This window comes from Mesorhizobium sp. M7A.F.Ca.US.011.01.1.1, from assembly GCF_003998295.1.
GTDB lineage: Bacteria > Pseudomonadota > Alphaproteobacteria > Rhizobiales > Rhizobiaceae > Mesorhizobium.
On record NZ_RZRT01000042.1, the window covers coordinates 41,489 to 56,720 of the forward strand.

A 15,232-nucleotide genomic window follows, 5' to 3' on the forward strand; every position below is an offset into this window, starting at 1 on the left:
AGATATCTCTCAGGATTGTTTTCCGGGAGAATGACGTGACCGAAGCCTATGGGAATGACGCGATTCCAACACGGACGGGCCCTCTAAGCGGGTTGACCGTTCTCGATATCACACGTGTCGTCGCCGGCCCCTTCTGCTCGATGTTGCTGGCCGACCTTGGCGCGACCGTGATCAAGGTGGAGCATCCGGACGAACCGGACTACGCCCGTACCTTCCCTCCTTTCTTCGGCGACGAGGGTGCGGAACTCAGCGCCTTCTTTTCGCAGTTCAACCGCAACAAGCTGGGAATCACGATCAATCTCAAATCCGCTGACGGCAAGGCGCTCTTGAAAAAGCTCGTGCGCCGGGCCGACGTGCTGGTCGAGAATTTTCGACCGGGAACCATGGACAGGCTGGATCTCGGATACGAGGTTCTCAAAGCCGAAAACCCCAAGCTGATCTACACCGCGATCAGCGGCTATGGCCGCAGCGGGCCAAACGCATCAAAGCCTGCCTATGACAACACCGGACAGGCGTCAGGCGGCCTGTGGTCGATGAACGGCTATGCGGATCGGCCGCCGGTTCGGGTGGGCACTATCATCGGCGACCTCGCGGCGTCCTTGTATGCTGCGATCGGCACTCTCGCAGCGCTGCGCGAGGCGGACAAAAGCGGCCTCGGACAGGTGGTCGACGTCTCGCAACAGGACTCCGTGCTGACGCTGACGGAAAATGCTGTTGTTCGTTACACGGTGAAGAACGAAATCGCCTCGCCACTCGGCAATGACCACCCCTTCGTGCGCCCCTACGGCCAGTTCCCCTGCAAGGATGGCTATGTGTTCTTCGGCGGCTACACGGACAAGTTCTGGGCGATTACCTGCGGCCTGTTCGGCGAGCCCGACAAGGCATCCGACCCTGCCATCGACACGATGGAGAAGCGGTTCGATCCGACAGTGGCGGAGACGAAGGTCAATCCGCTGCTCAACCGCTGGTTCAGCCGCTACACCAAGGCCGAACTGGAGGAGATCGCGGGCGACAAGATCCCGCTGAGCGCGATCAAGACGATTGCGGAAGTGGTCGAGGACCCGCACATCGCCGCGCGGAACATGATCGTCAAGGTTCCGATTGCCGGCAAGCTTATCGGCATGTTTGGGTTGCCGATAAAGCTTTCGGGAGCGGTTGAGGCTGCGCCCCAATCGGCGCCCGCGCCAGGAGAGCACAATGAACTGATCCTTGGGAAATTGGCAGGCCTTTCTCCAGAGGAGCTGCATGCGCTCAGGGCCGGGGGAGCGATCTAGATGGGGATTGATCTTACCCAAGACGGTTACGTTGCCACTGTCCGGATCAATCGACCGGAGAAGCTCAATGCGCTGACCTTGGCCATGTATGAGGATCTGGGCCGCGCCTTCAAGGCCGCCAAGGATGATGATGCCATTCGGGCAGTCGTCCTCGCGGGCAGCGGCGAGCGCGCCTTCTGCGTCGGAGCCGATCTAAAAGAATCCATTCCGGCGCTTGCCGCGGGTACTTTCGACATCTCTGCCTGGGACCCGGCCCACATCAAGTTCCCTGGGTTCTTCAAGCCGATCATAAGCGCGATCCGGGGCATGTGCTTTGGCGGTGGCTTCGAGATCATGCTCGCGACCGATATCCGGATTGTGGCGCATGACGCCATTTTCCAGCTGCCTGAAGCGACGCTCGGTTTTGTGCCTGCCGGCGGGACGCTGGTGCGTCTCGTCAGGCAGATCGGTTACGCCCATGCGATGGAGATCATGTTGACCGCGCGGCGTTTTACGGCGGCCGAGATGCTCGCCAAAGGCGTGGTCAATCAGGCGGTGGATAGCCAGGACGTCGAGCGTGTCGCTCTTGAAACGGCGCAACATATCGCAAGCCTGAGCCCGACCGCCGTCCAGACGATCAAGGAAGCCGCCCTCACATTGCAAGACTTGCCGCTCACGGAGGCATTTCGCCAGGAAGCGATACTGGGGCAGCGGACTTTCAGGAGCGATGACGCCAAGCGCGGCCTTGCTGCTTTCGCCGGAAAGGGGAAGTGACCATGTCGAGCGCTCCCCAAGACCTGGCATCGAATGCCCCGCGCAAGGGCGCTGGCCATCGCATTGGCGTGACGCAGGAGCTGATCGTATTCCTCGTCTCGATCGCCCTCTTCGCCTATTTCTCGATCACGCTCGACAACTTTCTCAGCCGGGACAACATCCTTAATCTGATCCGAAACGTGGCCATGCTCGGCATGCTGAGCCTTGGCATGGCGGTCGTCGTGATCGGGCGCGGCGTCGATCTTTCGCTGGTCGCGGTGATGGCCGTGTCGCTGACCTTTTCGATCGTTCTGGCCAACCAGGGCTATGCCTTTTCAACGGCCTTGGTGCTCGGCCTTGCCTTCGTCATCGCTGTCGCGATCATCATGGGTTTTCTGATCGCCTATGTCGAAATCCCCGCCATCTTTGCGACCCTTGCAGTATCGGCGATCGTCTACGGATTGGGGCGCGGCGTGATTGCCACGCTCGATGTCAACAATGTGCCGGACAATTTGAACTGGTTCCTGTTCCTGGGGCGCGGCAGCCTGCTTGGAATCCCGGTACCGATCTGGCTTTTCGCCGTCTGTGCCGCAGCTCTTTATTTCTTTCTTCGCAAGACAGGGCTCGGGCGGTTCATATACGCCATCGGCGACAACATCTCGACCGCGCGGATCACGGGCATTCCCGTCAGGCCGATGATCATCTTCCAATACGTGCTGTCCGGCGTCATGGCCTTTCTCGCCGGTTGCGTGACGGCGGCCTCCGTCGCCAGCATGAACATGAGGATGGTCAATTCCACGCTCATCTACGACGTTCTGCTGGTGGTCATCCTGGGAGGCATCGGCCTCACCGGCGGAAGGGGAGGCGTCCGCAACGTGCTGGTCGGCACGGTGCTGATCGGTCTCCTGCTCAACGGCATGACGATCCTCGACATCTCCTACACCGTCCAGAACCTGGTCAAAAGCACGGTGCTGCTTGGAGCCTTGATCGTGGACGCGCTTCTCAACCCTCGCGATGAACAGACGTCGCAGCAGGGAGACATCTGACGCTCAATATCATCCAACGGGAGGAAACCAACATGATGATAGTGAAATATGCCGCGGCAGCGGTTGTGGCCGGCATGCTCTCATTGGGCGCTGCCCATGCGCAGGAGGGCATGGTCGACGAATTGAGACAGCCGACGCTTGATTCACTCGCCGGCAAGAAGGTCATCTTCGTGCCGATGTCCATGAGTTTCGATCTGCCGGAGGGTTGGGCAGCGATCATGCAGAAGGAGGCGACACGGCTGGGCTACACCCTCGATATCCGCGACGCCAACTGGAGCACGGATACCGGCACGCGTGCCTTGACCCAGGCGATCACCGAAAAACCCGACGTGATCGTGGTGCAGAATTTCGACGTCGCGTCCTACGCGCGCACGCTGAAGAAGGCCGAGGATTCGGGGATCAAGGTCATCCAGGTCAACATGAAGTCGAGTTACCAGACGGACGCTTTTGTCGGGGCGGACTGGTTTGGCATCGGCCAGTATGCTGCCAATCGCATGATCGAGAAGTGCGGCAAGGCGAGCGGCAAGAGCGGCAAGATCGCGGTCATCCAGGGGCCGGCGACGGCAGCGGCCAGTGTCTATCAGCTCAACGCGATCTCCGAGACGCTGAAGGGTCATGACGACATCAAGATCGTTTCCAGCCAGACCGGCGACTGGGATCAGTCGAAGGCGCGCGGTATCGCACAGACGGTGATCCAGCAGAACCCAGACCTGTGCGGCATCATCGGCTTCTGGGATGTGATGGACGCCGGAACGGGGGCCGCGATCCAGGAATCCGGCAAGGATATCTATCTGATCACATCCGGTGGCGGCAACAAGACGGCATGCCAAGGGGTGGAAAACGGAACGTTTAAGGAGGTTATCTCCTACGACGTCGAAGGCCAGGGCCGCGATCTGAACAACGCGATCAAGGTGTTGCTGCAATCGAAGGAAGCAGCAGGCGCCGTGAAGTTCGCGCTGTACACGCCAAACAAGATCATCAGCAAGGAAACGATGTCGACGAACAGCTGCTGGGATTTGGATCAGCTCAAAAAGTAACTTTGTATCAGGCCACCGCGTGGAAACGCGGCAGGCCTTCCCAGCCATGTCTGCAGTTAGGATCTTTAGATGGAAGCCATCGAGCGCCTCTATTTTCGCTATTTTCCGGAAAAGGTGCTTGGCGAAGTGCTGACCAAGCGCTGGAGCGACAACGCCGTTCCCGTGCTTGCGACGATCTTGACGATTGGCTTTTTTGTTCTCCACAATCCGCATTTCTTCACGTTGTCGAGCCTGACGGAAACGTCGCGCCAGCTATCGGAGTTTTCGCTGGTCGTCGTCGCCATGGGCATTGTCTTGCTTGCTGGCGGCCTCGATCTCTCGGTCGGCAGCGTGTTTGCCTTGGCCAACATCACGGCCCTTATCTGCATCACCTTGCTGGGATGGCCGGTGTGGGCCACCGTGATGGCCACGCTGGCCGTCGGCGCCCTCTGCGGTGCGGTCAACGGCTTCCTGATCGGCTATCTGCGCATCCGGGCGTTCCTGACAACGCTGGTCACGCTGATCATCATCCGATCGATCGTCGACATCCTTCTCCTGCGTTACGCAGTCCAGATCTCGGCGGTTTTCCCGGAGTCCGACCTTTGGTACTTTATTGGAGAAGGTCAGGTCCTTAGCATTCCATTCGCTTTCCTCGTCGCCATCGTCGTCATAGGGCTTTGGCACGTCATCCTGACCAGAGCACGGGCCGGGTGGCATATCACGGCGGTCGGCGGCAGCCGTCGTTCCGCCTACAATGCCGGCCTGCGGGTCAAGTTCACGATCTTCACCACCTATGTCTGGTCGAGCGTGCTCGTGTCGTTGGCCGGCGTGTTTTTCGCCGCACGCCTGGGCAGTGCGGGATCAGATACCGGGGTCGGCCTCGAGATCGCGGCGCTGACCGCCGCCGTTCTTGGCGGCAACAGTCTCGGGGGCGGGCGTGGCTCGGTGGTAAAATCGGTGCTGGGCGCGGTTGTCGTGCTCATTTTGACTGACAGCATGGTTCGCATCGGGATCAGCGGCGGCATCAGTTCGATGATCCTCGGCATTGTCCTGCTCGCAGTCGTGGCCATCGACGTCCGCTGGCTGAAGAACCGGCACAAGCTCCTGAACAAGGTTTACGTGTCACCCGGCTACTTCCGTCTCCCGGCCCTTCCCGAGACCGACGCGGGATCCGACAGTCCCTACGCGCTCAACGATCGATTGAAGGATGTTTCGCTCATCGGCAAGGGCGAGATCGAAGGTCCCGAGGACGTCATCTTCGACCGGAACGACAATCTCTACTCTCCAAATCGGCACGGCGACATCGTTCGCTTCTTCGCGCCGGACTACACCAAATGGGAGATATTCGTTCATATCGGAGGCCACCCGCTGGGGCTGGCTTTTGACGCCAGCGAGAACCTGAATGTCTGTATCGGTGGGATGGGCCTCTATCAGGTTTCGCCGGATCGGCAGGTGACAAAGCTGACCGACGAGACCAAGCGGACGGCTCTCTCGGTGATCGACGATTCCCGTCTGAATCTTGCCGACGATCTCGACATCGCGCCGGATGGCCGCATCTTCTTTTCCGAGGCAACCATCCGCTACGACATGCACGACTGGGCGACGGATGCGCTGGAGAGCCGGGGCAATGGCCGCTTAATCTGCTTTAATCCCCGCGATCGTTCGACGAAAACGATCCTCAGAAATTTGCAGTTTCCAAACGGGGTCTGCATGGCCGGCGACGGTCAATCGTTCTTCTTCGCCGAAACCTGGGGCTGCCGTGTAAACCGCTACTGGTTCGACGGTCCCAGGAAGGGCACCTGCGAGACGACGATTCCAAATCTTCCAGGGTATCCAGACAACATCAATCGGGCCTCGGACGGAAGCTTCTGGGTGGCTCTTGTCGGCATGCGATCGCCGGCTCTCGATCTGGCGATGAGAATGCCGTCGCTGCGCAAACGCATGGCCAAGCGTGTCGCCCGCGATGAATGGCTCTTTCCGAACATCAACACGGGATGCGTGCTCAAATTCAAGCCGAACGGCGAAATCGTGGAATCCTATTGGGACCTTGGAGGCAAGAACCATCCGATGGTGACGTCGATGCGCGAGCACAAGGGATATCTGTATCTCGGCGGGCTCTACAATGATCGGATAGGTCGTCTCAAGCTGCCAGATGCTGATCCAGACTGGACGTCACAAACGTCCTATTGGGGAGCAAACGCATGAGCATGTCTGGCCGCATCGGCAGGATCTTCGACAAGTTCATGGGCGGGCGTGGCGAACATTCCATCACGGTTCCGGTCATGGACGGCGCGCTCAAGCCCAACAATTACCTGGAGCGCATTGCCAGCGTCTCGATGGTGGAGGCGGCGGATAATCTGACGATCGGGGGTGGCCAGGTGCTGCTCACCTCCGGCAATCGGCTGGTTGAGCTTCACGACAGCGGAAGCACATCGATTCGAAGCACTTTCGATGCCGAGATCACATTCCTGTCCGCATCACCGCAGGGCGCTCTTGCCCTGGGATTGGACAGGCTTGGCATCGCGATTGTCGGCGGTCGCCATCATGGCAAGCGACTTGCCGCGAACCCGTCCGGCCAGCAGCTCAACTGCCCGACGGCCGCTGTTTTCCTGGATGAAGACACGCTGGTCGTTTGCAATGGTTCAAGCGCCCATTCGGCCCTCGAATGGAGCCGGGATCTCCTGAATCTTGGCCGCAGCGGAAGTGTCGTGAGGCTTGATCTCGGATCGGGAACTGCAAGCCTCATCAAAGGCGGACTGGGATTTCCCTCGGGCGTTGCCGTTGCCGGGGCCGGCAAACTGGTCGTGGCTGAAGCCTGGAAACATCGCCTCTTGACGCTGGACATTGCCGGCGGCGACTGCATTGCCGTGGTTGCGGATTTGCCCGCCTATCCCGGGCGGATTCAGCCCGCCAGCCAGACTGGATACTGGCTGACGATGTTTGCGGTGCGCTCCCAGCTGCAGGAATTCGTGCTGCGCGAAGACCGCTACAGGCGCGAGATGATGAAAACAATTGCACCGGAATATTGGGTCGCGCCGGCGCTCTCCAGCGGACGCAGCTTCAAGGAGCCGCTGCAAGCAGGCAGCGTTATCCGATTGGGCATCCACAAACCCTGGGCACCGAGCCGTTCCTATGGTCTTCTGCTTCGCCTCGATGACAGCTTCCAGCCCGTTTGGAGCGCCCATAGCAGGGCCGACGGCCAGCGGCACGGCATCACATCCTGCGTCGAGACCGGCGACAGGCTGCTCGTCGCCTCCAAAGGTCGAGGCGAAGTCCTTGCGCTCCATCATCTCTCGCCGACCGAGCCGGACGACCTCTCGGTCTTGATGGGGTCGGCGGCATGACACCGATTGTCGAACTCAAGGCCGCTACAAAGGATTTTCGTGGCAATCCCGCTTTCTCGGATGTCGACTTTCGGCTGCTGCCCGGTGAGATTCATGCGCTGCTTGGCGAGAATGGTGCCGGAAAGTCGACCCTGACGAAGATCCTTGCCGGCGTCTATCCGCTCAGCAGCGGCAAGATGTTCATCAACGGCCGTGAGGAGAAGCTCGCAACCCCGGCTGAGGGGCTCGCGAAAGGGATAGCCATGGTCTACCAGGAAAACAGCCTGGTCCCGTCGATGTCCGTCGCTCAGAATATTTATCTGGGAAAAGAGAAGCCTCTGAACCGGCTTCGCGGCATTTACATTTCCGCGCAGCAATTCCTCCAGTCACTGAACTTCCATGTCGATCCTTCAGCCATCGTGGGCTCTTTAGGCGCCGCACAGAAGCAGATGGTCGAGATCGCGCGAGCGGTGCATCACAAGGCGAAGGTAATCATCTTCGATGAGCCCACGGCGACCCTTACCCCGGAGGAAAAGAGCTATTTCTTCAAGCTAATCAGGAAGCTGAAGGACGAGGGGGTCTCCATCATCTTCATTTCGCACGCGCTTGAAGAGGCGCTCATGGTTGCGGATCGGATTACAATCCTGAGAGATGGCAGGCTGGTGGCCTCGGACGAGGCTGCGGCGTTCGACCGCCAGAAGATCATTCAGGCCATGGTCGGCCGAACGCTGACAGATGAGATCTACAGCGGCGCCTCGCGCATGCGCGCCCCAAGGCCGCGTGGCGAAAAAGTGCTCTCGGTCGAAAATCTCTCAATGGGCAACATGGTGCGCAACACATCGTTTTCGCTGTATGCGGGGCAGGTGACCGGGATTTTCGGCCTGGTCGGCTCCGGCCGGACCGAGACGCTGAAGGTGGTATGCGGGGTTCTGAAACGCGACTTCTTTCATGGCGGAGAAGTCAAGATCGATGGCCAAGCCAAGCGCTATCTGGTGCCCGCGCCGGCTGTGCGTGACGGCATTGTCTATGTGACCGAGGAGCGAAAGGCGGAAGGCTTCTTCGAGACGATGAGCATCGCCGAAAACATCTATATGGGCCAACTCGGCGGACAATCGTTTGGCGGCTTCAACATCGTGTCGATGAAGCAAGCACGGTCTGTTGCCGAGGAATGGCGTAAACGTCTCAATGTGCGAGCCATCGACCCGGACGCGAAAGTCATCGAACTGTCCGGAGGCAATCAGCAGAAGGTCGTGATTGCCAAGGCGCTCGTCCAGAAGCCAAGACTTGTGGTCTTCGATGAGCCGACGCGCGGCGTCGACGTCGGCGCCATCGCCGAAATCCATACCTTCATCAACCAGCTTGCTGACCAGGGAATCGCTGTCGCTGTAATCTCGTCTTACCTGCCCGAGATACTCAACCTCTCCGATCGCATCCTCATTGCCCGGCAGGGCAAGATCGTCGAGGAATGACCGTCGAATTGCTACGGAAGAAACGATCATGTACGCGGCCGTCCATTGATGAGCGGCGATCGCAAGGTCACGATTGTCGAGGTGGGTCCTCGTGACGGCCTGCAAAACGAGAAAAGCATCGTCTCGACGGAGGACAAGCTAAAGCTTATCCGTCTGCTGGCTGATGCTGGTCTCTCTCGTATCGAAGTCACCGCGTTCGTTTCGCCAGCATGGGTGCCCCAGATGGCCGATCATGACGCGGTGATGCGGCGGACGCCGGCGCGAGAAGGCTTGATACGCTCCGTGCTGGTGCCCAACGACAAGGGTGCCATCGCCGCGATTGCCGCGGGCGCAGACCAATTGGCGGTCTTTACCAGTGCCTCGGAAACGTTCGCGTCCAGAAACATTAATTGCACCATAGCCGAAAGCCTGGAGCGATTCGTGCCGGTGATCAGCCTCGCGAAGTCGCATGGCATTCCAGTTCGCGGCTACGTTTCTTGCGCCGTCGAATGTCCCTACGAGGGCGAAATCGCACCCGATGTGGTTGCGATGGTTTGTTCGCGACTGATGCAACTTGGCTGTTTTGAGATTGCCGTCGCAGATACGATCGGCAGAGGCTCACCAGAACAGGTGGATGCCATGCTGGCTCGAGTGCTTGAAGTAGTTCCGGCATCGATGCTGGCCTGCCATTTCCACGATACCTTCGGGCGAGCTCTGGAAAATATTGACGTTGCTTTGGAGCGAACGATAGCGACTTTTGACAGTTCCGCAGGTGGGCTTGGTGGTTGCCCGTACGCTCCCGGATCGGCAGGTAACGTTGCTACGGGAGCCGTCGTTTCCCACTTGTCACAAAGAAGCTGCGTCACAGGCATCAATCCTGCCGAGTTGGAATTTGCCGAGGCATTTGCCTTGGGACTAAGGGCTTGAGCAGTCTGGGATCACCCCAAGAAGTGCCATGCTTGAGCGAACGCATTTTAAGGCTTGAGCCTCGGAGACGACGTGGCTCAGATCCGGCCCTCGTGCAAAATCTTGCTCTGCGATTTGCATAAGCGGTGGCGACCGTGGAGGCGATCATGGCTGCCGACGCACCACTCTGGATCCCGACGCAAGACCAGATCGACGCCGCGCCCAATGACCGTCTTCATGAGTTCGCGGCAGTTCAGATTTCGCAACGACCTCAAGCAAACCGAGCTGGCCGAAAGTTTGCAAAGAGTGGGTGCTCTCTTCCGGTGGCGATCTCGCCGGCAAGCAGCTCGCCGGCGATCAGGCCAAGCGTTGCGCCGCTGTGACTGAAGGCGACGTAATATCCCTTGATGCCCTTCAATTGGCCGAATACCGGCTCGCCGTCCGCGGGGATCGGCTTGGGGCCGACACCATAGCTTTCCAATTCCAGCTTCGGATGGCCCTCGAGAACCTTTGAGGCTTCGTCGAGAAGCCCCTGAATGGTCGAACCCTTCACGCCATAAGTACCATCCGAATTGACGACCACCTCTTCTTCCGACCAGGCGGAATCAAGCGCCAGGGCTCCGTCCGGCGTCGGGCGGATGGCGACGCGCGGCGTGTTGAGCACAGCCCGGAGAGGCAAGTGTAGCGGCTTTGTCCTGACCAGCAACGCGATCGGCGTCCCGTCGGCAACATGTTGGCCGGAGTCCGCGACCATTCGCGGCACATCACCACCGGTCGCCAGCAGCACCGCGTCGGCAGCGAAGCTGATGCCGCTTGTCGTGGTGACGCCAGTGGCGCTGCCGTCGACGACCGTGACCGCCGCGCTTCCAGCATCGGTGACCAGATGCCCGCCGCGCTCCATGAATTCCGCAACCAAGAGCTCGATCAGCGACGGCAGGTCGACCCAGCCCTCGCCTGGGTTGAAAATCGCACCTTGAGGCGTGACTGCGCTTGCCGAGACACCTGGCGTGACTGGCGCTATGGCGTCCGCGGACAGATGTTGCGCATCATAGCCGAGGCCCTTTTCATGAGCGAAGACATCCGCGATCTCGTTCGAGGCGTCGTCCGCGTCCCATGTCAAGCCACCGTCGAAACGCAGCCAGGCAGCATCCGGATATCTCGCCGACAATGTTCGGTAGCGATCAATACCGACCATGCGCAGGCGATGATACTCCGGCGACCGCTTGCGCGCGGAATTGAGCCACGCAAGCGAGCGGCCGGAAGCTCCCTTCGCGAGCGGTCCATCATTGATGAGGACTGTTTCGATGCCGAGTCGCGCAAGATGAACGGCCGAGGACGCGCCAAAAACACCGCCGCCGACAACGACGACCTTTGAGACAGAATGCAATTTAGCCATGAGATATTCTTTCACCGGGTAGAGGTTGGATTGGGCGGCCGGGGCGGAGGCGAGTACGGCTCACAGCACTTCGGCCAGGAAGTGCTTCAGGCGTGCGCTTTTTGGCGTGTCGAAGATCGCGGCAGGCGTGCCGGCCTCGATGACGCGGCCTTCATCCATGAAGATGACCTGGTCGGCGACCTTGCGGGCAAAGCCCATTTCATGGGTCACGACCACCATTGTCATGCCGCGGCTGCCGAGGTCCGCCATCAGGTTGAGGACGCCCTTCACCAGTTCGGGATCGAGAGCACTGGTCACCTCGTCGAACAGGATAACCTCAGGGTCCATTGCCAGCGCACGAGCGATCGCCACACGCTGCTGCTGACCACCAGACAGGCTGCCGGGGCGATGATGCTTGCGGGCCGCCAGGCCAACATCGGCCAGGCGCGCCTCGGCGATGCGCTCGGCCTCCCGCACAGGGATTCCCTTGACCTTGGTCAGCGATAGCATGACGTTTTCCAGAGCCGTGTGGTCGGGAAACAGGTTGAACTGCTGGAACACCATGCCGACACGCCGGCGCAGTTTTTCGGGTTTCATCGCCAGGATGCTCGCGCCGTCGAGCAGGACGTCACCGCCCTTGGGTTCGACCAGCCGGTTGAGGCAGCGCAGCAGGGTCGATTTGCCCGACCCTGACGGACCGATGACGCAGGTGACGGTGCCGGGCTTGACCGTCAGGCTGACGCCCTTCAGGACATCGAGGTCGCCATAGGCCATGTCGAGATTGCTGACCGCGAGACTGCCGCCCTTGAACCGTGGAAGCGCCGAGCGGTCTTCGGGGCTGGTCTGCGAAGACGGGCCGCCGATGGCGCTTTCCAGTTCGCTAACCTCGGCAAGACCACTGGTGACGAGGCCAGCCTTTTGCTTTCCGACCCGCAGCGAATTGTCGATGTAATTGACCATATGGGTCAGGGGCACGGTGATGACGAGATAGAACACGCCGGCCAGCAGCAATGGCGAGAGGTTTCCGGTGACCACCGCCTGGTCCTGGCCGACACGAAAAATCTCGCGCTCCGACGTGAGCAGCCCGAGGAAGTAGACAAGACTCGAATCCTTGACGTTGCCGATGAACTGATTGACCAGAGCCGGCAACACGCGGCGGATGCCCTGAGGGATCACGATCAGGCGCATGGCCTGCCCATAGCTCATGCTCAGAGCCCTGCAGGCTTCCATCTGTCCGCGCTCCACGCTCTGGATCCCCGAACGAAAGATTTCCCCGATATAGGCGCCGGCGATCAGACTGAGGGCAAGGATGCCGAGCGGATAGGGCGAAGGCCCAAAGATTTCGCGGCCGATGCGGGCGAAGCCCTGGCCGATCAGCAGAATGGTCACGATTGCAGGAAGGCCACGGAAAACATCCGTATAAACCCGGGCAGGAATGCGTAACCAGCGTGATTGCGAGATGCCCATGACGGCAAGGGCCATGCCTAGAACAACACCGAGCACCGTGGATGCCGCAGCCAAGATCAGCGTATTCTTCAACCCAACCGTTATCATGGTGGGAAGAACTTCCGCCATCCCCTGCCAATCCAGGAAACTGCGGCGCATATTCTCTAGCCAGTTCATTCTTTCCCCTCTGTCGGCGCTTCGCTATTCCGTTTGTCGTGGAAGACCGAAAGGCCACCGGATTTATACCGGCGGCCCTATTGTCAATTCTTGGGAAGATATTGATCCGGCATCGGCGCACCAGGAAACCACTTCTGGTAGAGCGTCTTCCAGGTTCCATCTTCCATTGCAGCATGCAGTCCGGTGCTCAGCGCAGCGCGAAAGGCGTCGTTGCCTTTGCGCACAACGAACCCAGCAGGCGCGTCGAAGGATGGAAAACTGATGGCGGGCCTAAGGTCGGAATAGCGCTTGGCATAATCCTTGGCAGGCTCGTCATCGAGAAAATGTGCGTCGATGGTCCCGTTGTTAAGCGCCACCACAGCCGAGTTGTTGTCGGGAAACCTAACGAGATCTGCGCCGGTAAAGTTTTTTGTGGCATAGATCTCCTGCAATGTACCCTGTACAACCCCGACGCGTTTTCCCTTGAGTGCTGGGATGTCGGTGATCGTCTTGTCGGCCGTAAGGACCGTGAGATAGCCGACACGGTACCCATCGGAAAAGTCGACAGTCTTCTTGCGCGCTTCCGTCGTGCCAATTGAGGCGACGGCAACGTCGAACCGACCATTGGCGACGGATGGCATGAGCGCCGAAAACTCTTGGCCGGTGAAGATCACCTGTTCAGGCTTGAAGCCAAGCCGGCCGGCGACGTTTAGGAAAAGTTCGACATCGAACCCGGTAAATGTGCCATCCGCCAGCGTGAAAGTGCTGGGCTTGTCGTCGCTCATTGTGCCGACGCTGATCACCTTGGCGTCAATGAGACCATAGGGATTGTCATCCGCCGCTGCGGCCCGCGAGACCAGACCCGCTCCGATGCATGCAACCATAAGAGCCATTGCGCCGGCCTGGACCGGCGACATCAACGACTTGAGAATTCCAATCCTGCTCATGTCTTCTCTCCACTCTGAAGGTTTGTTTTTCTTGGCACGTTCTTCTTGGCATTTGCGTCGAGGCCGTAATTTCAGGCCTCACATAGTTCGTCGTCCGTGGCAGCGGCCCGCACTGCGGGCTGTCCTTATGCCTCCTGCTCAGGTATTTCTTAAAGAGACCGGTCTCTTATTGTGTGAGACCGGTCTCTTTGGTAATCGTTATCGCCAGATTGACCTTCCGTCAACAACTCTTGTAGTCGTTCATCCGATGAAAAGAACCGCGCCCAAAACCCGCTCGATAACAGTCAGCGACGTCGCCCGCGCGGCGGACGTGTCGAAAGCGACAGCCGCGCGCGTGCTCGGCGGATACGGCGTTGTCAGCGATACGATCCGCGCGGACGTCATGGCCGCGGCCAAGGCACTAGACTATCGTCCGAACGAGCTGGCCCGCAGCATGACGACCGGCCGGTCCGGCATCATCGGGGTGGTGGTCGGCGATATCGAGAACCCGTTCTTCAGCCTGGCGGTGCGGGGTATCAGCGATGCGGCAAGGGCGGCCGGGTTCAACGTGATCCTGGCCAACTCGGGCGAGAGGATCGAAGTCGAAAAGGCAGCCGTGCGGCTTTTGATCGGCAAGCGTGTCGACGGGCTGATCGTTACGCCGTCGGAATCGCGTGACATCTCGCATCTGCGCGACATCCATCGTTCTGGCCGGCCGCTTGCGCTGCTTGACAGGGCGCTGCCCGATCTGGATGTCGACACCGTCACCGTCGACGATCACGGCATCGCCATGCGGGCAACCAGCATCCTTGCGGATGCCGGCCACCGAAAGATCGCCTATGTGACGGCGGTCGACGCCGAAGGGCATGAATACCGCCATCTCGGGCAAATCTACACCTCGTCGGTCCGCGAGCGTATCGACGGTTTCCTCACCGTGTGCCGAGAGGCCGGAATGGACCGGCCAGAGCGTCACGTTTGCCTTGGTGCAACAAGCCCTGTCGAAACGCGAAGGATTGCCGACAAGCTGCTGTCCGGACCAGATCGGCCGACAGCGATCCTCGCTTCCGACAGCGTCATAGCGCTGGAGATATTCAAGGTGATCCGTCAGCGCGGGTTGCGGGTCCCCGAGGACATTTCGCTGATCACCTTCCATGATGCGGACTGGACGAGCGTCACCACACCGCCCATCACTGTCATCGACCAGCCCGTCTATGCGCTTGGCAAGAGTGTCGCGGAATTGCTCATCCGGCGATTGAATGGAGATCAACGCCCGGCGGAAAGGCTCATTTTGCCGACCGCGATCATTGAGCGCGAATCCGTTGCCCCCCCCTCAAACAGAGGGCGGTAGATGTTAAACGTCAAGAGCGAGCGACGCGGCAGCTCAGGAGGGCAAGCTGATGGAACGCACGCAGGTTCTGGAACTGATCGACACGCTGAAGCTCTACGGGGATGTCGGGGGCGGCCTAAATAAGGGCGAGGCCGTGCAAGCTGAAGCGCGCCGTCTTTTCCACGAGCGTGGCGAAATCCATGACCAATCGTTCGCAAGGAGCGTCGGTTTGATTCCGACCACCCGCACCACCTTCT

Annotated in this window: 12 protein-coding genes and 1 pseudogene; 10 read left to right on the top strand and 3 right to left on the bottom strand. The window is 59.7% G+C overall.

Going from position 1 to position 15,232, the window contains the following annotated elements; genetic code table 11:
* Nucleotides 1–35: 35 nt before the first annotated feature.
* From EOA13_RS27555 to EOA13_RS27590, 8 genes and pseudogenes are all read left to right on the top strand, one after another.
* Complete coding sequence (locus tag EOA13_RS27555; protein ID WP_245486249.1) at nt 36–1,274, top strand: CoA transferase; 1,239 nt, start codon at nt 36–38, stop codon at nt 1,272–1,274.
* Entirely contained in the window at nt 1,275–2,027 is a 753-nt protein-coding gene (locus tag EOA13_RS27560; RefSeq protein WP_127296729.1) for an enoyl-CoA hydratase/isomerase family protein, read from the top strand.
* Between the two features lie 2 nt (nt 2,028–2,029).
* Nucleotides 2,030–3,052: an ABC transporter permease gene (locus EOA13_RS27565; protein WP_127296730.1), complete on the top strand. Its 1,023-nt coding sequence runs from the start codon at nt 2,030–2,032 to the stop codon at nt 3,050–3,052.
* A gap of 32 nt (nt 3,053–3,084) precedes the next feature.
* Nucleotides 3,085–4,089 (top strand): sugar ABC transporter substrate-binding protein, encoded by a 1,005-nt coding sequence (locus EOA13_RS27570; RefSeq protein WP_127296731.1) that lies wholly within the window; start codon nt 3,085–3,087, stop codon nt 4,087–4,089.
* Between the two features lie 69 nt (nt 4,090–4,158).
* Nucleotides 4,159–6,273 (top strand): SMP-30/gluconolactonase/LRE family protein, encoded by a 2,115-nt coding sequence (locus EOA13_RS27575; protein WP_127296732.1) that lies wholly within the window; start codon nt 4,159–4,161, stop codon nt 6,271–6,273.
* The gene (locus EOA13_RS27580) at nt 6,270–7,412 is read left to right on the top strand and encodes a strictosidine synthase (RefSeq protein ID WP_127296733.1); all 1,143 of its coding nucleotides are present in this window, start codon (nt 6,270–6,272) and stop codon (nt 7,410–7,412) included. The genes EOA13_RS27575 and EOA13_RS27580 overlap by 4 nt, the downstream gene beginning before the upstream one ends.
* Nucleotides 7,409–8,909 (top strand): annotated as a pseudogene (locus EOA13_RS27585) (sugar ABC transporter ATP-binding protein). The gene EOA13_RS27580 and the pseudogene EOA13_RS27585 overlap by 4 nt, the downstream one beginning before the upstream one ends.
* A complete protein-coding gene (locus tag EOA13_RS27590) occupies nt 8,909–9,766 on the top strand; it encodes a hydroxymethylglutaryl-CoA lyase (protein WP_127296734.1) in 858 nt (285 codons plus the stop codon). Before EOA13_RS27585 ends, EOA13_RS27590 begins: the two are co-directional and overlap by 1 nt.
* A 250-nt stretch (nt 9,767–10,016) precedes the next feature.
* On the opposite strand, the gene EOA13_RS27595 is transcribed toward EOA13_RS27590, so the two are convergent.
* From EOA13_RS27595 to EOA13_RS27605, 3 genes are all read right to left on the bottom strand, one after another.
* Nucleotides 10,017–11,141: an FAD-binding oxidoreductase gene (locus tag EOA13_RS27595; RefSeq protein ID WP_127296735.1), complete on the bottom strand. Its 1,125-nt coding sequence runs from the start codon at nt 11,139–11,141 to the stop codon at nt 10,017–10,019.
* Between the two features lie 60 nt (nt 11,142–11,201).
* Nucleotides 11,202–12,743 carry an amino acid ABC transporter permease/ATP-binding protein gene (locus EOA13_RS39435; protein WP_127296736.1) on the bottom strand — a complete coding sequence of 514 codons (1,542 nt, stop codon included), beginning with the start codon at nt 12,741–12,743 and terminating at the stop codon, nt 11,202–11,204.
* An 83-nt stretch (nt 12,744–12,826) separates the two neighbouring features.
* Nucleotides 12,827–13,615, bottom strand: a complete 789-nt coding sequence (locus EOA13_RS27605) for an ABC transporter substrate-binding protein (protein ID WP_245490501.1) — start codon at nt 13,613–13,615, stop codon at nt 12,827–12,829.
* 301 nt (nt 13,616–13,916) lie between these two features.
* On the opposite strand from EOA13_RS27605, the gene EOA13_RS27610 reads away from it, so the two are divergent.
* Nucleotides 13,917–14,996 (top strand): LacI family DNA-binding transcriptional regulator, encoded by a 1,080-nt coding sequence (locus tag EOA13_RS27610; protein ID WP_127296741.1) that lies wholly within the window; start codon nt 13,917–13,919, stop codon nt 14,994–14,996.
* 49 nt (nt 14,997–15,045) lie between these two features.
* A partial coding sequence (locus EOA13_RS27615) for a hypothetical protein (protein WP_164780365.1) occupies nt 15,046–15,232 on the top strand: 187 nt, incomplete at its 3' end.